The sequence below is a fragment of the Betaproteobacteria bacterium genome (genome assembly GCA_016713305.1).
Classification (GTDB): domain Bacteria; phylum Pseudomonadota; class Gammaproteobacteria; order Burkholderiales.
In genome coordinates this window covers 509,548-533,051 of record JADJPK010000004.1, presented here as the reverse complement: position 1 = coordinate 533,051, position 23,504 = coordinate 509,548, and the positions used below count along the sequence as shown (strand labels likewise).

The 23,504-nt window shown below is 61.7% G+C and carries 21 protein-coding genes and 2 pseudogenes; 14 read left to right on the top strand and 9 right to left on the bottom strand.

The window, feature by feature from the left end:
* Positions 1-4 precede the first annotated feature (4 nt).
* From IPK20_03165 to IPK20_03140, 6 genes and pseudogenes are all read left to right on the top strand, one after another.
* Complete coding sequence (locus IPK20_03165) at positions 5-685, top strand: phosphoglycolate phosphatase (GenBank protein ID MBK8015806.1); 681 nt, start codon at positions 5-7, stop codon at positions 683-685.
* Positions 686-843: 158 nt separating this feature from the next.
* Positions 844-2,322: an anthranilate synthase component I gene (locus IPK20_03160; protein ID MBK8015805.1), complete on the top strand. Its 1,479-nt coding sequence runs from the start codon at positions 844-846 to the stop codon at positions 2,320-2,322.
* A 12-nt stretch (positions 2,323-2,334) separates the two neighbouring features.
* Complete coding sequence (locus IPK20_03155) at positions 2,335-2,907, top strand: aminodeoxychorismate/anthranilate synthase component II (GenBank protein ID MBK8015804.1); 573 nt, start codon at positions 2,335-2,337, stop codon at positions 2,905-2,907.
* Positions 2,904-3,930, top strand: a pseudogene (gene trpD / locus IPK20_03150) (anthranilate phosphoribosyltransferase). The gene IPK20_03155 and the pseudogene trpD overlap by 4 nt, the downstream one beginning before the upstream one ends.
* An 11-nt stretch (positions 3,931-3,941) precedes the next feature.
* Positions 3,942-4,730 (top strand): indole-3-glycerol phosphate synthase TrpC, encoded by a 789-nt coding sequence (gene trpC, locus IPK20_03145; protein MBK8015803.1) that lies wholly within the window; start codon positions 3,942-3,944, stop codon positions 4,728-4,730.
* Between the two features lie 339 nt (positions 4,731-5,069).
* Positions 5,070-6,299, top strand: a complete 1,230-nt coding sequence (locus tag IPK20_03140) for a porin (GenBank protein ID MBK8015802.1) — start codon at positions 5,070-5,072, stop codon at positions 6,297-6,299.
* 132 nt (positions 6,300-6,431) lie between these two features.
* Here the strand turns inward: IPK20_03140 and IPK20_03135 are convergent, their stop codons facing one another.
* From IPK20_03135 to IPK20_03115, 5 genes are all read right to left on the bottom strand, one after another.
* Positions 6,432-7,658 carry an MFS transporter gene (locus IPK20_03135; protein MBK8015801.1) on the bottom strand — a complete coding sequence of 409 codons (1,227 nt, stop codon included), beginning with the start codon at positions 7,656-7,658 and terminating at the stop codon, positions 6,432-6,434.
* A 178-nt stretch (positions 7,659-7,836) separates the two neighbouring features.
* Entirely contained in the window at positions 7,837-10,650 is a 2,814-nt protein-coding gene (locus IPK20_03130) for a valine--tRNA ligase (protein ID MBK8015800.1), read from the bottom strand.
* A 125-nt stretch (positions 10,651-10,775) separates the two neighbouring features.
* Positions 10,776-11,327 (bottom strand): hypothetical protein, encoded by a 552-nt coding sequence (locus IPK20_03125; GenBank protein MBK8015799.1) that lies wholly within the window; start codon positions 11,325-11,327, stop codon positions 10,776-10,778.
* On the bottom strand, positions 11,324-11,752 hold the full coding sequence (locus IPK20_03120; GenBank protein ID MBK8015798.1) for a DNA polymerase III subunit chi: 429 nt from the start codon (positions 11,750-11,752) through the stop codon (positions 11,324-11,326). The genes IPK20_03125 and IPK20_03120 overlap by 4 nt, the downstream gene beginning before the upstream one ends.
* A 6-nt stretch (positions 11,753-11,758) precedes the next feature.
* Entirely contained in the window at positions 11,759-13,246 is a 1,488-nt protein-coding gene (locus tag IPK20_03115; protein MBK8015797.1) for a leucyl aminopeptidase, read from the bottom strand.
* A gap of 97 nt (positions 13,247-13,343) precedes the next feature.
* Here IPK20_03115 and lptF point away from each other — a divergent pair, with 97 nt between their 5' ends.
* Both lptF and lptG read left to right on the top strand, forming a co-directional pair.
* Entirely contained in the window at positions 13,344-14,426 is a 1,083-nt protein-coding gene (gene lptF, locus IPK20_03110) for an LPS export ABC transporter permease LptF (GenBank protein MBK8015796.1), read from the top strand.
* The gene (lptG, locus tag IPK20_03105) at positions 14,423-15,499 is read left to right on the top strand and encodes an LPS export ABC transporter permease LptG (GenBank protein MBK8015795.1); all 1,077 of its coding nucleotides are present in this window, start codon (positions 14,423-14,425) and stop codon (positions 15,497-15,499) included. Before lptF ends, lptG begins: the two co-directional genes overlap by 4 nt.
* 121 nt (positions 15,500-15,620) lie before the next feature.
* Here lptG and IPK20_03100 read toward each other — a convergent pair whose 3' ends face one another.
* From IPK20_03100 to IPK20_03085, 4 genes are read right to left on the bottom strand one after another with little or no spacing between them, the layout of a single operon-like run.
* A complete protein-coding gene (locus tag IPK20_03100) occupies positions 15,621-16,082 on the bottom strand; it encodes an RDD family protein (GenBank protein ID MBK8015794.1) in 462 nt (153 codons plus the stop codon).
* Between the two features lie 5 nt (positions 16,083-16,087).
* Positions 16,088-16,513 (bottom strand): DUF3106 domain-containing protein, encoded by a 426-nt coding sequence (locus IPK20_03095; protein ID MBK8015793.1) that lies wholly within the window; start codon positions 16,511-16,513, stop codon positions 16,088-16,090.
* Positions 16,486-16,872, bottom strand: a complete 387-nt coding sequence (locus tag IPK20_03090; protein MBK8015792.1) for a DUF3619 family protein — start codon at positions 16,870-16,872, stop codon at positions 16,486-16,488. The genes IPK20_03095 and IPK20_03090 overlap by 28 nt, the downstream gene beginning before the upstream one ends.
* Positions 16,869-17,432 carry an RNA polymerase sigma factor gene (locus IPK20_03085; protein MBK8015791.1) on the bottom strand — a complete coding sequence of 188 codons (564 nt, stop codon included), beginning with the start codon at positions 17,430-17,432 and terminating at the stop codon, positions 16,869-16,871. Before IPK20_03085 ends, IPK20_03090 begins: the two co-directional genes overlap by 4 nt.
* A 171-nt stretch (positions 17,433-17,603) precedes the next feature.
* Here IPK20_03085 and IPK20_03080 point away from each other — a divergent pair, with 171 nt between their 5' ends.
* The 6 genes and pseudogenes from IPK20_03080 to IPK20_03055 all read left to right on the top strand — a co-directional run bounded on the left by IPK20_03080 (position 17,604) and on the right by IPK20_03055 (position 23,473).
* Positions 17,604-18,167, top strand: a complete 564-nt coding sequence (locus tag IPK20_03080; GenBank protein ID MBK8015790.1) for a YqgE/AlgH family protein — start codon at positions 17,604-17,606, stop codon at positions 18,165-18,167.
* The gene (gene ruvX / locus IPK20_03075; protein ID MBK8015789.1) at positions 18,167-18,640 is read left to right on the top strand and encodes a Holliday junction resolvase RuvX; all 474 of its coding nucleotides are present in this window, start codon (positions 18,167-18,169) and stop codon (positions 18,638-18,640) included. Before IPK20_03080 ends, ruvX begins: the two co-directional genes overlap by 1 nt.
* Positions 18,627-19,136, top strand: a complete 510-nt coding sequence (pyrR, locus tag IPK20_03070) for a bifunctional pyr operon transcriptional regulator/uracil phosphoribosyltransferase PyrR (protein MBK8015788.1) — start codon at positions 18,627-18,629, stop codon at positions 19,134-19,136. Before ruvX ends, pyrR begins: the two co-directional genes overlap by 14 nt.
* Positions 19,126-20,079, top strand: coding sequence for an aspartate carbamoyltransferase catalytic subunit (locus IPK20_03065; GenBank protein ID MBK8015787.1), 954 nt, complete (start codon positions 19,126-19,128; stop codon positions 20,077-20,079). Before pyrR ends, IPK20_03065 begins: the two co-directional genes overlap by 11 nt.
* 3 nt (positions 20,080-20,082) lie before the next feature.
* Complete coding sequence (locus IPK20_03060) at positions 20,083-21,351, top strand: dihydroorotase (GenBank protein ID MBK8015786.1); 1,269 nt, start codon at positions 20,083-20,085, stop codon at positions 21,349-21,351.
* Positions 21,352-21,441: 90 nt separating this feature from the next.
* Positions 21,442-23,473, top strand: a pseudogene (locus IPK20_03055) (M3 family metallopeptidase).
* The last annotated feature ends 31 nt before the right edge of the window (positions 23,474-23,504 follow it).

The following is a 23,504-nucleotide window of genomic DNA, read 5'->3' as shown; positions in this document are numbered from 1 at the left end:
CCGGATGAAAGGCGGCTTTGGGCGCATTCGGGGGGTGGCGTTCGACCTGGACGGAACGCTGCTTGACACTCTTCCCGACATCGCCAACTCTGGAAATGCCATGTTGTCGGCCGTGGGCCGGCAGCCGGTGTCCCACGAGACGGTGCGGGGTTTCATCGGCGACGGCGTCGCGGTCCTTGCGAAGCGACTGCTGACTGGCCACATGGATGGAGAGCCCGAGAGGGAGCTTTTTCGGCGCGCGCTCGCAGCGTTCGAAGAGCACTACTCGACGCATCTCAGCGTCGCGACCCGCCCGTTCGGTCGCGTCGCCGAAGGTTTGGCGATGCTTCGATCCAGCGGCTTTCCCATGGCTTGCGTGACAAACAAGCCCGAGGCCTTCGCTTGCACGCTGCTCGAACTACAGGGCATGCTGTATTACTTCGACCCGGTGATTGGCGGAGACTCGCTCCCGCGCCGCAAACCGGATCCGCTGCCTCTCCTGCACTGCTGTGCCCTCTGGAACATCCCGCCGTCCGAACTGCTGTACTGCGGAGATTCGATCAACGACGTGAAGGCCGCCCGCGCCGCGGGTTGTCCCATCGTTTGCGTGCCTTACGGTTACCCGGGCGGGGTGCAGGTGCGGGATCTGGGAGCCGATGCTATAGTCTCGGACGTGGTCGAACTCGCTCGGTGTCTTTCCGCATGACGACAGGCATGCAACTCCATCCACTTTGTCTCTCTCTCGGTCCGGTACTGCCGGCGGATCATTGGCGGCGTTGGCGCCCGGTGATCAAAGCTTGGCGCACGCACTGAGGCGTGCATCCGTGAGAAGTCCAGAGATCAGAATGCGGCACAGGAGTTGTCATGACCGAAGAGGAATTCAAGCAGTTCGCCCAACGCGGCATTAATCGCGTCCCCGTCGTACTCGAGACGCTGGCCGACCTCGATACACCGCTTTCCGTCTACCTCAAGCTAGGCAACCGCCCATACTCGTACCTTCTGGAGTCAGTCCAGGGGGGAGAACGTTTCGGGCGCTATTCGTTCATCGGATTGCCTGCCGAGATCCGCTTCGAAGTCCGCGGCCACATTTGCAGCGAGTACCGGGGCAATGTGCTTCTGTCGCAGACCGAGCGAGAAGATCCCCTGGAGTGGGTCCGCGAATGCCACGAACGGTTCAACGCAGCCGTCCTTCCCGGACTGCCGCGATTCGCGGGAGGACTGGTCGGCTATTTCGGCTACGACACTGTTCGGTACATCGAACGCCGGCTCGCCGATGCGCAAAAACCGGATGTTCTGGGCTGTCCGGACATCATGTTGATGTTGTCCGACAGACTTGCTGTGGTGGACAACCTGTCCGGCAAGCTGTTCCTGGTGGTCTACGCGGACCCGCGGCAGGAAGGAGCCTACGAACAGGCGCGTCAACAGCTCGATGCACTGCTGACGGCGCTCAGGCAGCCTGTCGGCATGCCGATGGAAGTGCCGATGACGCCATCTCCTGCGGCCTCGGAGTTCAGTGAAGACGCGTTCGTCGATTCCGTCGAACGTGCCAAGCAGTACATCTTCGACGGCGACATCATGCAGGTTGTCTTGTCGCAACGGCTGTCACATGCATATCCCGCCTCACCGCTTTCCCTCTATCGCGCCCTGCGCGCGTTGAATCCCTCGCCGTACATGTTCTATTTCGACATGGGCGGCTTTCATGTCGTGGGCGCGAGTCCGGAGATACTCGTCCGGCTCGAAAGCGGGATGGTCACGGTAAGACCGATTGCGGGGACCCGGCCCCGCGGGCGCGATCGTGAACAGGATCTTGCGCTCGAGCAGGAACTGCTGGCCGATCCGAAGGAGCGCGCCGAACACGTCATGCTCATGGATCTCGGACGCAATGATGTCGGCAGGGTGGCCGAGGTCGGGAGCGTCAAGGTCACCGACAACATGACGATCGAGCGGTACTCCCATGTGATGCACATCGTGTCCAATGTGGAGGGCCGCCTGCGAACCGACCTGGATGCGATGGCGGTTCTTCGTGCGACGTTTCCTGCGGGAACGGTCTCGGGGGCGCCGAAGGTGCGCGCCATGGAGATCATCGACGAACTGGAACCTTCCAAGAGAGGGATCTACGCAGGGGCCGTCGGCTACCTGGGTTTCAATGGGGACATGGATCTGGCGATCGCCATTCGGACCGCCGTCATCAAGGATGGGCGCTTGTACGTCCAGGCAGGCGCCGGCATCGTTGCCGATTCCGTCCCCTCAAGCGAGTGGACCGAGACTCAGAACAAGGCAAGAGCGGTGCTGAGAGCTGCGGAAATGGCGCAGGCTGGCCTTTTCTCCGGCAAGAGCGCTTGAGGAGAACCGGCCATGCTCCTGATGATCGACAACTACGATTCCTTCACCTACAACCTCGTGCAGTACCTCGGCGAACTGGGCGAGGAGGTGCGCGTGGTGCGCAATGACGAGATCACGCTCGACGAGATTGCCGGTCTCGCGCCGGCGCGTATCGTGATCTCTCCGGGTCCCTGCACTCCGAAAGAAGCCGGTGTGTCGGTGCCCCTCATCCGCAGATTCGCCGGACGTATCCCGATCCTCGGCGTTTGTCTGGGGCATCAATCCATCGGGGAAGCGTTTGGCGGTCGTATCGTCCACGCGAAACAGTTGATGCATGGAAAGACCTCACCGGTTCATCACAGCGACGTCGGCGTATTCAAGGGACTGCCCAATCCTCTGACGGCTACCCGCTATCACTCGCTCGTGATCGAACCGGAGTCCAAGCCGGACAGCCTGGAAGTCACGGCTTGGACCGACGATGGAGAGATCATGGGAGTTCGTCATCGGCAACTCATGGTGGAAGGAGTGCAGTTCCATCCCGAGTCGGTTCTCACGGAATCGGGGCATGCCCTGCTGAAGAACTTCCTGGAGGAGAGCCGTAAATGAGCCCCCAAGACGCTCTGCTGCGCGTGATAGAGCACCGGGAGATCTTTCACGAGGAAATGCTCGCACTGATGCGGGCGATCATGAGCGGCGAGGTCTCTCCAACGCTGATCGCGGCCATCCTGATCGGATTGCGGGTCAAGAAGGAAACGATCGGAGAGATAACGGCGGCTGCCCAGGTCATGCGAGAGTTCGCGACCAAGGTGGAGGTCGCGGATCACGCGAATCTCGTGGATACGTGCGGGACAGGCGGTGATGGCGCTCACACTTTCAACATTTCCACGGCTGCCGCGTTCGTGGCTGCCGCAGCAGGCGTCAAGATTGCGAAGCACGGCAACCGCTCGGTATCCAGCAAGTCCGGCAGTGCGGATGTCCTCGAAGCGCTCGGTGCCGCCATTCAATTGCCGCCGGAGCAGATCGCGCGCTGCATCGACGAAGTCGGCGTAGGGTTCATGTTCGCGCCCAGTCACCATGGCGCAATGAAGCACGCTGCACCGGTGAGACGCGAACTGGGCGTCAGGACGCTCTTCAACATCCTGGGTCCGCTGACCAATCCGGCAGCGGCTCGCAATCAGGTCATGGGCGTGTTTCACCCCGATCTCGTCGGCATTCAGGCGCGGGTCCTGCAGCGGCTGGGCAGCCGTCACGTGATGATCGTCTATGGCCTGGAGGGACTGGACGAGATTTCGATCACCGGGGAAACCATGATCGGTGAGCTGAAGGAGGGCGAAGTCCGTGAGTACGTCATCCGCCCCGAGCAGTTCGGTTTGGACAGCGCGCCGATCGAGGCCATTCGCGCTCAGGATGCGCAAGTGTCCAGGGAACTGGTGCTCCAGGCCCTGGCCGGTGTTCCCGGTGCAATTGAGAGACATCGTCGCCCTGAACGCCGGGGCAACGATCTACGTGGGTGGAATGAGCGACAGTCATGAAGCAGGTGTGAGGAGGGCGCTGGAGATCATGGCTGCGGGCGCCGCCAGTCGAAAGCTGGACGAATTCACGCGATTCACGCGTTCGTTCTCTCAATGAGGCAGGCGCCCGTGGCGGACATCCTCGACAAGATCATTCTCGTCAAACGCCAGGAGGTGGCGGCGGCACAAGAACGCATCTCCCATGGGGAACTGGAACGCCTGTGCTCGCAATTGCCGCCAGCGCGCGGGTTTGCCGGCGCGCTGCAGAGACGTGTCTCCCAGGCGCAAGCGGCCGTGATCGCCGAAATCAAGAAGGCCAGCCCCAGCAAGGGTCTCCTGCGCGAAAACTTCGATCCGCCTGGAATTGCCGCTTCGTACGAGAAGCACGGCGCCGCGTGCCTGTCCGTGTTGACAGACGAGCAGTTCTTCCAGGGACACCGCGACTACCTGGTCGAAGCCAGGACGGCCTGTCAGCTTCCCGTTCTCCGCAAGGACTTCATGATCGATCCGTATCAGATCGTGGAATCCAGGGCCATGGGAGCCGATTGTGTGCTGCTCATCGTGTCCGCACTGGAACAGCGGTTGATGGAATCGCTGGAGGAAATTGCGATTTCACTGGGTCTTTCAGTCCTCGTCGAGGTACATGACTCCGCCGAACTGGACAGGGCGCTGTGCCTGCGTACGCCTCTGATAGGGATCAACAACCGCAATCTCCGGACTTTCGAGACTTCGCTGGACGTTACCCTGGGTCTGCTCGATCGAATCCCATCGGACAGGCTTGTCATCACAGAAAGTGGCATCCATTCGCCGGTGGATGTGGCGAACATGCGTTCGCACGGCGTTCATGCTTTCCTGGTCGGGGAGGCTTTCATGAAGGCGCCGGACCCCGGGGTGGAATTGGAGCGGCTCTTTCGCTGAATCCACCCAGGGTTGCTCCGTGTTGCGCGCACCAGACGGTTGGTGCGCCGCACAATAAGAAAATGGGTGAGGAAGTGTTCGTAACTCCCGAATCAAGCAACCAAAACCATTTTGTCGACTAGGATCTGGTGCTGGGGTCAATTTCTGTTGCGTAAACGCAACAAAGACACGCTGACCCTGAAAAAAGTCCCTTCCGACCGCTTGTGCCGCCCTATCTCGATGTGCACAATCCGCCCACCCCTCCAACCTGGAGTGGTATCTGTGGGGTGCGCGCGTAGCGCGCCTCGGGGGAGGTGCGGTATTCGCGCCCAACATGATTCCCAACCATCAGGAGATGAGATGAACAAGAAGCTTCTCGTTCTGGCGCTCGCTGGCGCATTCGTTGCCCCGGCCGCCATGGCGGACGTGACGATCAGCGGCACGATCAACATGGGCCCGCAGTATGGTTCCGGCGGTGACTCCACCGCAGCCGCTCCCGCTGGCACGCACGTGCAGAGCGCAGCGTCCATCGGTGCCTACGGCGCGCAAGGTTTCAGCAACCTCGGTCTGACGTCCAACTACTCGAACGTCAACCTGAACTCCACCGAAGACATCGGTGATGGCAACAAGGTGGTGTTCAACGCTCAGCTCGACTTTTCCAACACCGGTTCCACGGTGCACGACACCAGCGGCGCCCTGCGTCAGCGCAACACGTATCTCGGCTTCGAAGGCGGCTGGGGTAGCCTGCGCATGGGTATCAACGAACACATCTACGAACGTTACATGTACCAGTCCGACTTGTTCGACGGCGCAGCGGGGATTGGCGGTAACCTCCAGATGCTCGGTAACGCCGGTGATGGCCGCGCGTTCGAAAATGGCAACAGCGGTTGTTCGGCCGCGTCGCCCTGCCATTCGTTCTATCGTCGTCAAGGCCAAAGCATTTTCTACGATAGCCCTGATATCGGTGGTTTCACGTTCGGCGTCGCCCAAGGCCTGAATGCGTACCAGGGTTCGAACAACGGCACGAAGCCCACGTTCACGTCTCTCGGTGCCCAGTTCAAGCCGGCCGATATGCCCTTCTTCGTGAACGTTGCTTACGAGCGTCACAAGGACTTCTTCGGTCTGAACGCTCTGACCAGCTCCACGACCGGCACGGGCTCGACGGATACGGGTATCCAGATCGGTGGTGGTTTGACCCTCGGCGATTTCAGCCTGTTCGCTCGTTGGGAATCCTTGAAGTACAAGACCAACGGTCAGGCATCCACCCTTGTTAGCGAGTACAAGCGTGACGCCACCTGGTTCGGTGCCAAGTACAACGTGCCGACCGGTTACGTCGCCGTTCAGTTGGGTCTTGCCAACGACGGTAGCTGCTCGCGTGGCGACGGCTCGACCTGCTCCGCCAGCGACACGGGCGCCACGATGTTCAGCGCCGGCTATGGCCACAACCTGAGCAAGCAGACCCAGCTGCTGTTCTACGGTTCCATCACGAACAACAAGCAGTACGCCACGTATCTGAACATCGGCAGCCCGATGACCGGCCCGGGTTCCGATGGCCGCAGCTTGGCCCTGCTCGTGAAGCATTCGTTCTAAGAATCGCGAGTTCGGTTGTAGAAGACGGGCACCTTCGGGCGCCCGTTTTTTTTTCGGCGGCCGGTGCTGAGGGACCGGATCGGCGCTTCGATCGGATTGGTCACCGCTTGACGATTGTCCCGACGAACCGGTCTACATCGGTCTGGCATCGCCGCGCGGTATGTCGAACGATGCGCGCCAAGTCCATGCTGCGAATGCCAGCGAAGCCGCCATGCAGGTTCCTCCGCCCAGCGAAAGCACAACACGGACGCTCGTAATCTCCGCAAGCAAACCCGCCGACAGGGCTCCGAAGGGTGCCATGCCCAGGAAACTCGCGAGGTAGAGCCCGATCACGCGTGCCCGAATCGGCTCTGGCGTCGTTGTCTGGAGCATCACGTTCACCGAAGCCGCTGTCACGATGATTCCGAATCCGATGAACGGCATGCAGAGAAGGCTCAGCCAATACTGTTCGCTGAACGAAAATGCCAGCAAGCTCGATCCTGCGGTTCCGCAAGCACTCGCAGTCAACCTCGGCAGGCTCTTCATATCGCGCCACGCGGCAAGTGTTGCGGTGCCGACAAGACCGCCAAGACCCGCGGCACCGACAAGATAGCCCAGTGTCTCCGAACTGTTGTCGAACGACTCCCTGACGAGAGCGGGCATCAGTGCCACATATGGGCTGGCGAAGAAGCTCACCACGGCCACAATGGGCAGCAGCGTTCTGGGCACTCGATGGGAGAGCGCATATGAGATACCCGCGCCGAAGGCCTGGAACTGACGGGTTCCTCCGCCGGCAAGACCCGCTTCGTGTCGCCACGGAACAGAAGCGATTGCAGCGATCGCAGCCAGAAAACTGAAGGCATTGATCAGGAACGCCACGCCTTCCTGAACGTGCACCAGCAACATGCTGGCGATCGCGGGACCGACGAACCGCCCGCTGTTCATCAGGAACGAATTCAGCGCGATGGCGTTGGGCAGGTCTGCCCTTTCGGGAACGAGTACGTTGAGGAACGACTGCCGTGCCGGAGTTTCGACTGCGGCGATGAATCCTTGGACTGCTGCCATGATGAGCAGCCACGTCACCTGAAGGACGCCCAGACTTACCGTCACGCCCAGCAAGGTGGCCTGAGCCGCGAGTGCCCACTGGGAGATAAGCAGGACCCTCTTCCGATCATGCCGGTCGATAAAGCCGCCTGCGACAGGGCCAAGCAACAGGATCGGGGCTTGAGTCAGGAAGGCGGTCAGTCCGAGCAGGCTGGTGGAACCCGAAAGGCGGTAGACGAGCCAGGACAACGCGATCGATTGAACCCAGGACCCTACGATCGAAACGCTCTGCCCGGCATAAAAGCGTCTGAAGGCTGCGTACCGGAAGGCGCGCAACGCATGGGGAACACTCTTGCTTGCAGAAGAGTCGATCCCGCGCCACTTCATTGGTTACAGAGCCCACGAGGCGGTCATGCGATAGATCCGCTCGTTTCCACCGATGCCTAGTCGTGTGCTCAATCGGAGCCGTCCGTGACCGCTCCGCCATGCTTTCGAAACGGAGACCGCCTCCGTGTCATCTTGAAAGGAGTTTGGCCAACTGCGGGCGCAGTTTTTCGACGGTTGCCTCAAACCCTTTCAGACGCTCCCGTTCCTGCTGAACGACCGCCGCAGGGGCGCGGTCGACAAAGGAGGGATTGGCGAGCTTGGTCTCACACTTGCGGATCTCATTCTCCAACCGCTCGATTTCCTTCGTGAGCCGCTGGGTCTCCACGGCAACATCGATTTCCACATGCAGTAACAGTTTTATGTCGCCCACGACCGCCACCGGAGCTTCGACATCGGGCAGTGCATTCGCCACGTGCACGTCCGACAACCGGCAAAGTGCCTTGAGATAGGGAGCGAATTCGAGGAACGAATCCGGCGCTGCTGCATGCAACGGCACGCGCTCTCCGGGTGGAAGACCCATCTCTCCGCGCAGGTTGCGTGCGGCATCCGTGAGAGATTTGAGCTGCGAAACCCACGCATCTGCCGCGGGATCGATCTTCTCTGCCTGCGATCGCGGATAGGGTGCCACGCAGACGCTCTCGCCCTTTTTGCCCGCCAGGGGTGCAACGTGCTGCCAGAGTTCTTCCGTGATGAAGGGGATGACCGGATGGGCCAGCCGCAAGACTGCTTCGAGCACTCGCAGCAACGTGCGGCGGGTGCCGCGCTGAGCTGATTCGTCTCCGTTCTGGATCTGAACCTTGGCAAGTTCCAGATACCAGTCACAGTACTCGTCCCACACGAACCGGTAGATGGCGCTGGCCACGTTGTCGAGGCGATAGTCGGCGAATCCTTTCTCGACCTCCGCTTCGGTTCGTTGCAGTCCGCTCACGATCCAGCGGTCCACGGCGGAGAGACTGACCGGCGAAGATTCATCCAGCCCACAGTCCTTGTCGACCGTGTTCATCAACACGAATCGCGTGGCATTCCACAACTTGTTGCAGAAATTGCGGTAGCCCTCGCAGCGCTTTAGGTCGAAGTTGATGTTGCGACCCAGGGTGGCGTATGCGGCCATGGTGAATCTCAGAGCGTCCGCGCCGAACGGCGGAATGCCCTCCGGAAACTCCTTCCTCGTCTTTGCTTCGATGCGCGGCGCATCCTCCGGTTTGCGCAGGCCTGTGGTGCGCTTTCCGACGAGCCGCTCGATATCGATGCCGTCGATCAAGTCGACCGGATCCAGCGTGTTCCCCTCGGACTTGGACATCTTCTTGCCTTCGGCGTCCCTGATGAGGCCATGGATGTACACATCGCGGAACGGAACCTTGCCCGTGAAGTGGGTCGTCATCATGATCATCCGGGCGACCCAGAAGAAGATGATGTCGAACCCCGTGACCAGAACCGTCGACGGCAGGTAGAGATTCATCGCCTGCACGTCATCGCCTTCCGGCGTGGGCCAGCCCAATGTCGAGTGGCACACCAGCGCTGACGAGAACCATGTATCGAGAACGTCGGCGTCACGGATGAGCGGTCCGGACACCCCGGCATCGCGAGCCTTTGCCAGAGCCTCATCCGCGTCCCGCGCCACGTAGACGTTGCCGGACTCGTCGTACCAGGCAGGGATCTGATGGCCCCACCACAACTGGCGGGAAATGCACCAGTCCTGGATGTTCTCCAGCCACTGGTTGTACACGTTGACCCAGTTCTCCGGCACGAAACGAACGTCGCCGCGGTGAACCACTTCGAGCGCCACTTGAGCGATGGATTTGCCGGGATGCAATGTGCCCTCCGGCGCGGCCTTGGACATGGCCACGAACCACTGATCCGTCAGCATAGGCTCGACCACGGCACCGGTCCGGGCGCAACGGGGAACCATCATCCGATGCGCCTTGCTACCCGCCAGCACGCCTTGAGACTGGAGATCTTCCAGGATCTTCCTGCGCGCGTCGTATCGATCCAGACCGCGATACGAAGCCGGGCCGTTCTCGTTGATGCGGGCATCGAGCGTGAAGATGTTGATCATCTCCAGCGCATGGCGGGTTCCGACGGCATAGTCGTTGAAGTCGTGCGCCGGTGTGATCTTCACGCAGCCGGTACCGAACTCGCGCTCGACGTAGTCATCCGCGATCACTGGAATGGTCCTGCCGGTCAGTGGAAGCGACAGGCGTTTTCCCACGATGTCTCGGTATCGCTCGTCTTCAGGATTCACTGCGACGGCGACGTCGCCCAGCATCGTTTCGGGGCGTGTGGTCGCGACAGTCAGGCCACTCATTCCGTTGACCGGGCCATCCGCGAAGGGGTAGACGATTTCCCAGATGCGCCCCTCTTCCTCTTCGCTTTCCACTTCCAGGTCCGATACGGCGGTCTTCAGGATGGGATCCCAGTTCACCAACCGCTTGCCACGGTAGATCAGCCCCTGCTCATACAGCCTGACGAAGGTCTCCAGGACGACCCGCGACAGCTTCGAATCCATGGTGAAGTACTCTCGGGACCAATCGCAGGAATCCCCCAAGCGCCTCATCTGGCCGGTGATGGTCGAACCGGACTGCTCCTTCCATGCCCAGACCTTTTCAACGAAAGGCTCGCGGCCGAGTTCGCGCTTGTTCGTCCCCTGAGCCTCGAGTTGCCGCTCGACCACGATCTGGGTCGCGATGCCGGCGTGGTCCGTACCCGGAAGCCAGAGCGTGTTCTGGCCCAGCATGCGGTGATACCGGGAGAGGGCGTCCATGATCGTTTGATTGAACGCGTGCCCCATGTGAAGCGTACCCGTCACGTTGGGTGGCGGGAGCTGTATCGCGAACCCGGGTTGATCCGGCTTGTAGGTCGCTTGGAAGTAGCCCTTGGATTCCCAGAAGGGATACCAGCGGCGCTCTATTTCGGCAGGTTCGAAACTCTTTGGAAGATCCATCTCGGGAAACCGGGCAGGCGAACAAGCCTTGGATTATCCCGAATTCTGCAGCGCAACGTCAGACAGATGCCGCTTTCCAGCGCATTGCAGTGATGGTGCCGCAGAGGCGCGCCTTTTCAGGGAGGTCAAACGTCCTGTGTCGGATCGTCACGTCTTGCCCAACGATCTTCCTCCAGGGCCTCCTTTACGATCCGCCGGACCTGATCGCGCATGACCGGAAACGCTTCACTCAACATGTGATTGAGGCCCGATGTGAGTTCACTCCGGATACGTGTTTCCAGTAGCGCCGAGATATCCGCTTCCAGCCTCGCCTTCAGAGTGGCAATCGCTTCTTCGTTCAGGGGCGGAAGAGGCACTTGTGACAAGGATTGAGGATGCTGCGGCGCGAGGCCCCCGACCAATGGTGGCGTCGGGGCCGGATCTGACGATTCTCCCGGTTGTTCTGGCGTCGGCGGTACCGGGGAAGGCTGCGCCGGGTCGGTATCGAGGGGGCGGGTCCCGGGACTCACGAGATCGGTAAGAAGGGGGATCTCGTCGAGGTCGCGGGGCGAGGATCGTGCGGGCTGCCCAGGCGGGTCGCCCACACCCTTGTGGCGGCGCATCAGATAATCGGCACGCAAGAGCACTTCTTCCTCGTCCTCGTCCTCCCCAGGCCTTCCAGCCGCATCCTCGTTCATTGACGTACCTCGCCAAGATCGTGCGTTCTGATCTCGTAACCGCGGTCACGATAGAAACGATAGCGTTGCCGGCCCGCGTGAACATCTTCTTCGTCATTCGATACGATCTCGATGAGGCGTTCGAAGCTGCTGAATACGTCGGGGGCATCTGGCCGGAGGTTGACCAGAAGCCCGCGCCGGTCGATTCCTTCGAGTTCATGATCCAGGATCACCGGCGTAACGGGCGCCAGGCGGTGACGAGCACGTACGTGCGGGAGGAATCCGGTGGCGGGGTGCATCCACATGGCGCGGTCGACCGCCTCCGTCATGGCGGAATCCGCCGTGGCCACGACCACCGGAATGCCTCGGCTCCATGCCTTGCCGCAGAGGATGCATGCCATCCTCAGGCGGTCTGACGCCCGTGTATAGAAATCAATCTGGGTCATGAGGCGCTACTGCATGGCCCGACGCATCAGAAAGGCTGTGAGCAAGGGGACTGGGCGACCTGTCGAACCCTTGTCCTTGCCCGATTTCCATGCGGTGCCCGCGATGTCCAGGTGTGCCCAAGGATATGCACCCGCATAGCGGGAAAGGAAGCAGGCGGCGGTCACGCTTCCTCCGGGGCGGCCTCCGATATTGGCCATGTCGGCAAAGGGACTCTTGATCTGCTCCTGGTAGTCATCGAGCATCGGCATGTGCCAGACGCGGTCCCAGATGAACTTTCCCGTGTCCTCCAGCTCCTCGGCAAGCGCATCCATGTTCGCGAACATGCCGGTCACCACGTGACCAAGCGCAATGACGCACGCCCCCGTAAGAGTGGCGATGTCGATGACGGCTGCGGGCTGGTAGCGCTCAGCGTAGGTCAACGCATCGCAAAGAATCAGGCGACCCTCGGCGTCGGTGTTCAGGATCTCGATTGTCTGACCCGACATGGACGTCACGATATCGCCTGGTTTCGTGGCAGTTCCGCTCGGCATGTTCTCGCACGCCGGAATGAGACCCACCAGATTGATCGGCAGATCCATGGCGGCGACGGCCTTGAACGTGCCAAGGACGCTGCCGGCTCCGGACATGTCGTACTTCATCTCGTCCATTTCAGCAGAGGGCTTGAGAGAGATGCCGCCCGTGTCGAACGTGATCCCCTTGCCCACCAGCACCACCGGCTTGTCCTTCTTTCGTCCTTTGGAGTACTCCATGACGATGAACTTCGGCGGTTCCTGGCTTCCCTTGGTCACGGACAGGAAGGAGCCCATGCCGAGCTTCTCCATGTCACGGCGCTCGAGAACGGTGGTCTTGAATCCATAGGCTTTCCCCAGATCCCGGGCGGTCTGGGCAAGATAGGCGGGTGTGCAGATGTTGCTGGGAAGATTGCCGAGATCCTTGGCCAGGGACACGCCCTCCCCCAGGGCGGCCGCCTGCACCAACGCTCTCGTTTCGGCCGCGCCAGGGCGGGTTTCGAGACCTATGCCGACCTTGTCGAGAACGGCGGCGGAAGCGTCTTTCTTGCTCTTGAGATGGTCGAAGCGGTACGCCCCGTCTGCCGCGACGAGAACCGTATGCATGATGCGGTCCGCCATGGTCATGGACACCGTGTCCCATTCCGCCGAAAAGCACATCGCTTCGTTCGCACCGCTCGACGCGGCTGCCCGCAAGCCGGCTGCGGCCGCCTCGCGAAAGGCCTTGGTGGACAGGTCCGCCTTCTTGCCCAGCCCTACGACCGCGACTCGAGCCGCCGCGATTCCCGGAACAGCGTGAAGCAGGGCGCAGCTTCCTGCCTTGCCTTTGAGATCGTCACGGCGAAGCAGTGCGGTCAGATGACCGGACGCCGCCTTGTCGATCGCAAGCGCCGAAGGCGCCCAGGAACCGTCGTCATATAGTCCGACCACGACGCAGGCGCTGCGGATCCGATCCGCCGAAGTGTGTTTGAGGCTGAATTCCACGGGTTCTCCTGTTAGGATTGGGCTCAATCGCCGCAACTGGATGACTGGGCATCAAGGCGAAAAATTATCCTCGCCGCCTCGGAGAAAAGTCAAAGTCGTGCTCTTCCATCGCGCGCTCCGGCGCGAATTCATGAACACCGGGGTCGTGGTGTTCGCTGTGCTGCTCATGATCACCGTCACCACCCAGCTCATTCGAATGCTGGGATGGGCGGCGCAGGGCGTCATCCCTCCCGACGGGGTGCTGATCCTGCTCGGTCTTGCCGCACTGCGCTACCTTCCGATACTGCTCGCGCTGACCGTCTTCATCTCGGTGCTGACGACGCTCACAAGGAGCTATCGAGATTCCGAGATGGTCGTCTGGTTCGTGTCCGGCCGCAGCCTGCTCTCCTGGATCCGGCCGGTCCTGTCCTTTTCCCTTCCTTTCATCTTCACCATCGCGCTGCTGTCGCTCGTGCTGTCGCCCTGGGCTGTGGAGAAGGCGGACGTATATCGTCACCAGATCGAGAGCAGGGACGACGTGTCGGTGATTTCGCCCGGCGTCTTCAAGGAATCGAAGCAGGCGGACCGGGTGTACTTCGTGGAGAAGCTGACCGCTGATCTGTCGATGGTGGCCAATGTCTTCGTGCACTCCAAGCAGAACGGGCGTGCCGGAGTCATGGTAGCGGCGAGAGGCTACGCGGAGACCGTCGCCAACGGCGATCGGTTTCTCGTCCTGCTGAACGGACGTCGATACGAAGGGCAACCGGGCAGCGCGGACTACCGGGTGACTGAATTCGAGCGTTATGCCGTCCGGATCGAGACACACGAATCGAGCAAGTACATCCCCTCCATCAGTTCGGTTCCCACGCTGGATCTGCTACGCGATCGAACTCCCTCGCACCACGCCGAACTCACCTGGCGGGTCGGCATTCCCGTGAGCGCGCTCATCCTGTCGCTGATTGCCGTCCCCATGAGTTTCGTGAATCCGCGTGCGGGCCGATCACTCAATCTTATCCTCGCCATGCTTCTCTACATGGTCTACAGCAACCTGCTGTCGGTCTTCCAGTCGTGGGTCGGACAGGGGCGGATTCCGATCTGGCTGGGATGGACCGCGGTACACGCCGCGATGCTCGCCGTCCTGGCCTTTCTCCTGTGGCGACGGCAATCGGTCGTACCCCTGATCCGCCGGAGGCGGAAATGAGGACCCTCAGGCGCTACGTGAGCCGCCAGGTTTTCGGCTCCACCCTCCTCGTGTTCCTGGCGCTTCTCATGCTTTTCTCGTTCTTCGACTTCATCCAGGAACTGGGCGACGTCGGCAAGGGAAAATACCGGTTGTCCCTTGCGCTCCTCAAGGTGGCTCTGTCGGTGCCGGGACATCTCTATGAGCTGTTTCCCATTGCGGCCTTGCTGGGGACGTTGTTCGCCGTAGCCCAGATGGTGGCCCACTCCGAGTACACCGTGATGCGGGTTTCGGGGGTGTCGGCCCAGGCCATGGTCGTTGCCATCCTTCCATTGGGCTTGCTGTTCGCCGCGGCGACCTTTCTCATCGGGGAATTCGTTGCCCCGTACTCGGAGACGGCGGCCCAACGGTTGCTCCTGCGCGCCACGAACACGGGCGTGGTTGCTCAGGAATTCCGTTCGGGACTGTGGGTCAAGGACGATGCAAGCTTCGTGAACGTCGCCCAGGTGAGCACCGATGCCGCTCTGACGGGCGTGCGCATCTACGAGTTCGACGACGCCTATCGGCTGCGCACCATCAGCGAGGCACGCTCCGCGGAGTACCAGGGTGCCGATCGTTGGCGTCTGCGGGACGTATCCCGCACGCGCTTCCATCCGGATCGGACCGAAGCCGGGCATCTGGACGAGATTCAGTGGCATTCGGTCCTAAACCCTTCCATTCTGAACGTGCTGATGGTGGTCCCCGAGCGCATGTCCTTGTTCGATCTGTACAGTTTCATCGGACACTTGCGCGAGAATCAACAGGCGACGGCGAGGCACGAGATCGCGCTCTACTCGAAACTCGTGTATCCGCTTGCAGTGATCGTGATGATGGTCCTGGCCTTGCCCTTTGCTTACCTCCGTGTCCGCGAGGGCGGTATCAGCGGCAAGATTTTCGGTGGGATCATGCTAGGCCTCGGTTTTCACCTCGTTTCGAGGCTGTTCGGGCACCTGGGATTGCTCAACGCCTGGTCGCCGCTGTTCAGTGCGGCATTCCCCACCACGTTGTTCTTCGCGCTGGGAGCCCTGCTGCTTTGGCGCGTGGAGCGCCGATAGGGGAAATCTTGCGGCGACTCGTTTCCGGGACCGCGGCGTTCAGCGACCCCCGGACCTTGCCCGGGGCGTTCGAGCCAGGCGAAGCTTCGATGCGCAAAGGCCTCCGGAGGGGGGGGCGGCTTCAGATCGGCGCTTTGACGATTCTGGTGCGCATCAACCGGTCATGCAGAAACTGGCGATCAGCGTCCACGAGAGCCCACAGGAAGCCCAAGGCGCCACACAGCGTTCCCGCGAGCGCCAGCAGATAGCGGGCGAATGCCTTTCGGGGCGACAGGCCACCACCCGTCTGGTCCACCAGTCTCAGTCCCCAGGTCTTCATGGCCAGGGTCTGCCCCGTGCGCAGCCAGCAAAACATGAAGTAGGCGCCAACCACGGCCGCCAGATAGAGCTGGTACCCGAACCTTCGGGGGCCCGCCGTGGAGTCGCCCACCAGGACGACAAAGATCCAGGACGCAAGAAAGGTCACGCCGAAGAGGAGTATCGCGTCATAAACAAGAGCTCCGAATCGAGGCCAGAGCGGCGCCAGGGTGAGCGGCAGGGCATCGGCAGGTGCCAAGGTGTCTGGTGATCGTGTCACTGACATCGGGCTCATGGCTTCTTCATCCTCGCGGCGCGGAGTGCCTCCTTCAACTCCGGGGGAAACTGATCGTACTCCTGCCACTTCTGCATCAACTCGCGGCGTTTGTCGGGCGGGAGTTGCTGAATCTGCTTGAAAAGTGAACGGGCTTCGGCACGCTGCTGCGGCGACAGCGATGCCCAGCGCTGCATTCGTGTCTTCAGCCGTTGCTGCTGTTCCGGATTGAGCGTGGGATATTTCCTTGCGACTGCCAGCCAGCGCTCGCGCCGTTCAGGCTCCAGAGTGTCCCAATCTCGTTCGAAAGGCTTGAGGATCTCTTGCTGTTGCGGACTCAACTGCACCCAGGCAGGCGGTTGAGCCTGCGACTGAGCCGCGACAGGGGCTGTGCCGAGGGTCCCCGTCAGCACCCCTATTGCTGCAATGAGCCGGAAATCCATTGGTGAAAGCCCTTGTCCAGGTAGGCGTTGATGGGGAGTTCGTCGGCCAGCAGATCCAGTTCCTCGGTCTCGGGAGGCGACACGGACTCCTGCCACAGGTAGATGGCGAGCAGCAAGGCCAGCAGGAAGAACCCCGTCATCAGGAAGCTTCGGCTGTGCGAACCGGAATCGCGCTGCACGTCCCGTCCGGACCCACCACCGGCCAACGCAGGCGCCGTGGCTACCGTCTCGACATCCGACATCCGGGACAGCGCGACCATCCTGGCCCGTTCCAGCCGTTGGACGACAGCAGGGGAAAGATCGGCCACGCCGTCGTCGAGATAGCGGGCTATCTGCCGGCCATTCTCGTGTTCGTTCATGGCTTTACCCCTCTTTCCCGAAGATAAGAAGCAATGGCATGGGTCGCCCGAGAGCAGTGCGTCTTCACGCTGCCCTCGGAGCAACCCATGGCTTCGGCGGTTTCTGCAACATCCAGTTCCTCCCAGTAACGGAGCAAAAACGCCTGGCGTTGACGAGGAGGCAACCGCTCGAGCGCGCGACCGATCAAGTCAGCCACTTGTGCCCGTTCGAGCTGTTCGGCCGGGGTGCCGGCCCGGTTCGCACCCTCCTGGATCTCCATCCGCTCGAGCGGATCCGAGTCTTCCTCGTCATCGGGAGACAATGACGAGAGCAGCGTACCCCAGAGGCTCCGGACCTTCTGCCGCCGGAAATGGTCCCGGATCGTGTTCTGCAGGATTCGCTGGAACAGAAGCGGAAGCTCGTCTGCGGGTTTCGTCGAGTACTTGTCGACCAGCTTGAGCATCGAGTCCTGGACGATGTCCAGCGCCACCTGCTCATCCCGGACCGCAAACAACGCATGCTTGTAGGCGCGCCGTTCGACCTCCGCAAGGAAACCGGCGACTTGTTGTTCGGTAGCCAGATCGCGTGTTCTCCGGTGATTTCGTGCCCCGGACTGGGCCGGGACGAGGCAAGATCGGCGATGATCTTAGCATTGGCGCGATCCGCGACGCTGGCAGCTTCCTCGCCCCGCAGCCATCGGCCCGGAGGTGCGGGAGCCCCTCCGGCGGGATAAAATGCGCCTTACGGAAGGTTGGAGACGCACATCAATCTGACTCATCATTTTCTGATCGCCATGCCCAACATGGCCGATCCGAACTTCTCGAAAACACTCACCTACGTCTGCGAACACAACGAGCGTGGTGCGCTCGGGGTCGTGGTCAATCGTCCGGTCGACCTCACGCTCAAAGCCCTTTTTTCCCAGATTGACCTGGATCTGCACGATGACTCACTCGGTGCCCGGCCGGTCTATTTCGGCGGGCCTGTCCAGGTCGATCGCGGCTTCGTTCTCCATCGGCCGGCCGGCGATTGGCAATCGACGCTCGTGGTGGCGGAGGATGTGGCGTTGACCACTTCGCGCGACATATTGCAGGCCGTATCCTCGGGCGGAGGGCCGTCGGATCTTCTGGTCACGCTGGGATATGCAGGCTGGGCACCCGGACAGCTGGAAGAAGAGATACGGCAGAACGCATGGCTCACCGTGGCCGCGGTTGCCGACCTGATGTTCTCGGTCGTCGCATCGGACCGCTGGGCCGCGGCCATGGGTCTTCTGGGAGTCAATCTGGCGACGCTTTCCGACGAAGCCGGTCACGCCTGATGCGCACCACGGAGAACGGAGGGGAAACGTCCAGACCGTCGCTGCCTCCACGGGGTACGGTGCTCGGCTTCGACTTCGGGACCGCCCGCATCGGGGTGGCGGTGGCCGAACTGGAACTGGGCATTGCCCATCCTCTGGAGACAGTTCGCTCGACGGATGAGGCCACCAGGGATCGGGCGTTGGACCGGCTCGTCCACGAATGGCGCCCGGTCGTCCTGGTCATCGGTTTGCCCGAAAGCCGCGATGGCCGAAAGCACCCGCTGGCGGAGGTCATCGGGCGATGGGCGGAATCGCTCGGTCAACGTCACGGCGTTCCCGTCTGCTTCGAGGACGAATCGTTCACGTCCGCACAGGCCAGTTCGTCGCTGAACGAGAACGGCATCTGGGGCATGAAGCAAAAGCGGCACCTCGACACCGTCGCGGCCCAGCACATCCTGCAAGCATTCCTCGAGTCACGAAATGAAGCTGCCTGACGCAGAACAACTGCTCGAAGCCCTTGCGGCCCAGTTGCGCCCGCATGTGGACGAAGAAACCGGCCTTGTGGGCATCCATACCGGGGGGGTGTGGGTGGCCGAGCGCCTGCATTCGCTCCTCGGCATGCGACTGCCGCTGGGCACGCTCGACATTGCGTTCTATCGGGACGACTTCGACAAGAGAGGTCTGAAACCCGGCATCCAGGCTTCGAAGCTCGCATTCGACGTGGAAGGCCGGGACATCATCCTGGTGGACGATATTCTCTACACGGGCCGGACGGCCCGCGCTGCACTCAATCTCCTGTTCGACTACGGCAGGCCGGGCTGCGTTCGGCTGGCAGCGCTGCTGGACCGTGGCGGCCGTCAACTTCCCATTTGCGCTCAGTTCGTCGGAGGGGTGCTGGAACTGCCCCCCCACACGCCCATGGTCGTTCTCGCCAAGACATCCAACGGGCGTCTCGCACTCACGCTGGAGGAATCGACGGATGCTCGCTAGTCCGCAACTGGGGCGCAATGGCGAATTGCGCCACCTGCTGTCCATCGAGGGCTTGCCTCGTGGTGTCCTGCTGCAGATCCTCGACACGGCGCGTTCGTTCGTCTCTGTCGCGGAGCGCGAGATAAAGAAAGTGCCGTTGCTGCGCGGAAAGTCGGTGTTCAATCTGTTCTTCGAGCCCTCCACGCGGACCCGGACGACCTTCGAGATCGCCGCCAAGCGACTATCGGCCGACGTCGTCAATCTGAACATCGCAACGTCCTCCCAGACGAAGGGCGAGACGCTCCTCGACACTGTGGCCAATCTCTCGGCCATGCATGCCGACATGTTCGTCGTCAGGCATGCCTCCAGTGGTGCGCCTTACCTCATCGCCCGTCATGTCGCACCCGAGATCCACGTCATCAATGCGGGTGACGGCCGGCATGCGCATCCGACCCAGGGCCTTCTGGACGTTTACACCATCCGGCATTTCAAGAACGATTTCTCGAACCTCCGCGTTGCCATCGTGGGTGACCTTCTGCATTCCCGCGTTGCGCGGTCCGAGATCCATGCGCTAACCACGCTGGGCGTGCCCGAAGTCCGCGTGATTGCACCGAGGACGCTCATGCCTCCTGAAGTCGAGAAACTGGGAGTCCGGCCGTATCACGACATGGACGAGGGGCTGCGCGGTGTGGATGTGGTGATGATGCTCCGGCTGCAGAATGAGCGGATGAACGGAGCCTTGCTGCCGTCAGCCTCTGAGTATTTCAAGACGTACGGACTCACTGCGGAGCGGCTCGCCCTGGCGGAATCCGACGCCATCGTGATGCATCCCGGGCCCATGAACCGGGGTGTGGAGATCGACTCGAGCGTGGCGGACGGGCCTCAATCCGTGATCCTGCCCCAGGTCACGTTCGGTATTGCGGTTCGCATGGCCGTCATGGCCATTCTTGCGGGAAACGGTTAGACGATGCGCATCACGATCAGTGGCGGCCTTCTCCTGGATCCATCGAGCGGCCGCGAGTCCACCTCGGACCTGCATCTGGCCGACGGTCTCATTGCCGCGGTAGGTGCTGCGCCCGCGGGATTCGTTCCTGACCGCAGCATTGATGCACGCGGTCTTGCAGTCTGCCCGGGACTCGTCGATCTGGCGGTAAGGTTCCGGGAGCCGGGCTTCGAACATCGCGCGAGTCTGGAAAGCGAGCTTGCCGCAGCGGCCGCGGGAGGGATCACGGCTGTGTGCTGCCCTCCCGACATGGACCCTCCTCTGGACGAACCCGGCCTGGTTGAAATGCTCGCCCGGCGGGCTCAAGCCATTGGTTTGGCACGGGTACTCCCCCTCGGGGCATTGACAGCGGGACTGCGCGGCGAACGACTGGCTGAACTGGCTGAACTGGCCAGCGCGGGATGCGTCGGATTCTCCCAGGGCGATCGATCCCTGGGGGATCACGCGGTGATGCTCCGGGCCATGCAGTACGCCGCCACCTTCGGACTTTCCGTGTGGCTGAGACCGCAGGACGGTGCTCTGGCCAGGCTGGGCGTGGCCCATGAAGGGATGATCTCCACTCGTCTCGGATTGCCCGGAATTCCAGCATTGGCCGAAACGCTGGCGGTGTCCGCCCTGTTGCTCATGAGCAAGGAGACCGGGGCGCGCCTGCACCTTTGCCGGCTTTCGTCCGCCGACAGCGTCGCGATGATCCGGCAGGCGAAGGCGTCCGGTGTTTCCGTGACCTGCGACGTTTCGGCAGCGCACATTCATCTGTCCGAGATCGACATCGGGTACTTCGACTCCAACTGCAGACTCTCTCCTCCATTGCGTGCGCAGCGGGACCGTGATGCCTTGCTTGCGGGACTGGCGGACGGAACCATAGATGCTGTCTGTTCGGACCATTGTCCCGTGGATGAAGACGGCAAGACCGTACCCTTCGCGGAGGCGGAACCCGGAGCCACGGGCCTCGAGACCTTGCTTCCTCTGACGATAATGAGATCGCAGCCCACGAGTCTTTCAAAGCTTCTGTCTGTCGTGACCGTGGGACCGGCCCGCATTCTCGGGTTGCCCGTGCCCCGGATGGAACCGGGCGCTCGCGCGGACGTCTGTATATTCGATCCGGACCATTGGTGGCGCGTGGATGCTGCAGTACTGCTGAGCAAAGGCAAGAACACGCCGTTCGCGGGAACCGAAGTCCGTGGCCAGGTGCGTTACTGCCTCGTCGCAGGTTCGGTGGTCTTCGAACGTTGAATTTCCCGGGGGCCACCGATGGGCTGACCCGCCGGCCGAGGATCCGTTGCATCCGTTCGGATCGCATCTAAACGAAACGGTTTTCGACTCATGAATCCACTACTCGATTTTTCCGGGCTGCCTCGCTTCGCCGAGTTCAAGCCGGAGTTCGTGACACCGGCGATAGACCAACTGCTGACGGAGAACCGCAGCCTCGTGGAGCGCCTTGCGGGGGAAGGTTCCGGTGTGGATTGGCAGACGTTCGTGCAACCTCTGGAAGACGCCAACGAACGCCTCTATCGGGCCTGGGGCCAGGTTGCCCACATGAACGCAGTCATGAACAGCCCGGCGCTTCGCGAGGCCTACAACTCCAATCTTCCCAAGATTTCGAAGTACGGCACCGAACTGGCCCAGCACGAAGGGCTGTATCGGAAATACAAGGCGCTTCGCGATTCAGGCGCCTTCGCGAATCTCGATCCGGCAAGGCGTCGGATCGTCGACAACAGACTGAGGGATTTTCGCCTCGGCGGCGCAGAGCTGTCCGAGGCCGAGAAGCCCCGGTTCAAGGCTCTGGCCGAACGGCTGGCCGAGCTTTCTTCCCGATTCAGCGACAACGTGCTCGATGCCACGAACGCCTTCGCAATCCTCGTCCAAAGCAATGAAGAGGTGGCGGGCATTCCCGAGGACGTTCTCCAGGCAGCCAGCGCTGCGGCCAGAAGCGAGGGGCGCAGCGGTTGGAAGTTCACGCTTCACATGCCCTCGTATCTCCCGGTCATGCAGTACGCCGAGCACCGGCCCCTGCGGGAAAGGATGTATCGCGCCTACACGACGCGCGCGTCGGAACTCGGTGATCCGCGTTTCGACAATTCCGGGGTGATCGACGCGATCCTGCGTCTCCGGCGCGAGGAAGCCGAGTTGCTCGGTTACCGTACATTCGCCGAGGTCTCGCTGGTCCCCAAGATGGCGCGTTCTCCGGATCAGGTGCTCGAGTTCCTGCGTGATCTGGCGCGTCGCGCGCGACCGTTCGCGGAGGGAGACTTCGCGGACCTGCGCACCTTCGCGTCCGAACGTCTCGGATTGAAGGACCTGCAAGCATGGGACGTCGCGTGGATATCCGAGAAGCTGAGAGTCGAGCGGTACGCGTTCTCCGAGCAGGAAGTGAAGCAGTACTTCCCCCGAGGCCCGCGTGATAGAGGGCATGTTCCGCGTTGTCCGGTCTCTCTACGGCCTGGAAATCGCTCCCGACAAGGCGCCGCTCTGGCACCCCGACGTGCACTTCTACCGGATATCGACGACGGATGGCCGGATCGTCGGGCACTTCTATCTCGATCTGTATGCGCGAGCCAGCAAGCGCGGTGGGGCTTGGATGGACGACGCCATCACCCGTCGCAGCATCGTGGGGGGCACGCAGACGCCGGTGGCCTATCTGAACTGCAACTTCTCCGGCCCCGTCGAAGGGAAGCCAGCCCTGTTCACGCACGACGAGGTAATCACGCTCTTTCACGAGTTCGGCCACGGTCTTCACCATCTGCTCACGCGTGTCGACGAGTTGGCCGTCTCCGGCATCAACGGAGTCGAATGGGACGCCGTCGAACTGCCCAGCCAGTTCATGGAGAATTTCTGCTGGGAGTGGGAAGTGCTGCAACACATGACGGCGCATTGCACTTCCGGCGAGCCGCTGCCGCGAGCGCTGTTCGACAAGATGCTGGCCGCGAAGAACTTCCAGAGCGGCATGCAGACGATGAGGCAGATCGAGTTCGCCCTGTTCGACATGGAACTTCATCATGTCTTCGATCCCGCAGGCACGGCAACGGTCCGCGCGCTGCTGGACAGGATCCGGTCGGAGGTCGCTGTCGTGCAGCCCCCGCCATTCAACCGTTTCCAGAACAGCTTCTCGCACATTTTCGCTGGAGGGTATGCGGCGGGCTACTACAGCTACAAGTGGGCGGAGGTTCTCTCGGCAGATGCCTATTCCCTGTTCGAGGAAAGGGGCGTTCTCGACGAGAACACCGGCCGTCGGTTCTGGCAGGAGATCCTGGGTGTGGGCGGCAGCAGACCAGCGATGGAATCGTTCGTGGCATTCCGCGGGCGGGAACCGACGATCGACGCGCTGCTCAGGCACAATGGCATGGTCGCGGCCTGACCGCGCTCCGGCGGGCATAGGGAGAGTGACT

Excerpts from the sequence above, each read along its gene's own strand:
- IPK20_03165 (MBK8015806.1), top strand. The coding sequence starts at position 5 with ATGAAAGGCGGCTTTGGGCGCATTCGGGGGGTGGCGTTCGACCTGGAC.
- IPK20_03160 (MBK8015805.1), top strand. The coding sequence starts at position 844 with ATGACCGAAGAGGAATTCAAGCAGTTCGCCCAACGCGGCATTAATCGC.
- IPK20_03155 (MBK8015804.1), top strand. The coding sequence starts at position 2,335 with ATGCTCCTGATGATCGACAACTACGATTCCTTCACCTACAACCTCGTG.
- IPK20_03140 (MBK8015802.1), top strand. The coding sequence starts at position 5,070 with ATGAACAAGAAGCTTCTCGTTCTGGCGCTCGCTGGCGCATTCGTTGCC.
- IPK20_03130 (MBK8015800.1), bottom strand. The coding sequence starts at position 10,650 with ATGGATCTTCCAAAGAGTTTCGAACCTGCCGAAATAGAGCGCCGCTGG.
- IPK20_03125 (MBK8015799.1), bottom strand. The coding sequence starts at position 11,327 with ATGAACGAGGATGCGGCTGGAAGGCCTGGGGAGGACGAGGACGAGGAA.
- IPK20_03120 (MBK8015798.1), bottom strand. The coding sequence starts at position 11,752 with ATGACCCAGATTGATTTCTATACACGGGCGTCAGACCGCCTGAGGATG.
- lptG (MBK8015795.1), top strand. The coding sequence starts at position 14,423 with ATGAGGACCCTCAGGCGCTACGTGAGCCGCCAGGTTTTCGGCTCCACC.
- IPK20_03100 (MBK8015794.1), bottom strand. The coding sequence starts at position 16,082 with ATGTCAGTGACACGATCACCAGACACCTTGGCACCTGCCGATGCCCTG.
- IPK20_03095 (MBK8015793.1), bottom strand. The coding sequence starts at position 16,513 with ATGGATTTCCGGCTCATTGCAGCAATAGGGGTGCTGACGGGGACCCTC.
- IPK20_03090 (MBK8015792.1), bottom strand. The coding sequence starts at position 16,872 with ATGAACGAACACGAGAATGGCCGGCAGATAGCCCGCTATCTCGACGAC.
- ruvX (MBK8015789.1), top strand. The coding sequence starts at position 18,167 with ATGCGCACCACGGAGAACGGAGGGGAAACGTCCAGACCGTCGCTGCCT.
- pyrR (MBK8015788.1), top strand. The coding sequence starts at position 18,627 with ATGAAGCTGCCTGACGCAGAACAACTGCTCGAAGCCCTTGCGGCCCAG.
- IPK20_03065 (MBK8015787.1), top strand. The coding sequence starts at position 19,126 with ATGCTCGCTAGTCCGCAACTGGGGCGCAATGGCGAATTGCGCCACCTG.
- IPK20_03060 (MBK8015786.1), top strand. The coding sequence starts at position 20,083 with ATGCGCATCACGATCAGTGGCGGCCTTCTCCTGGATCCATCGAGCGGC.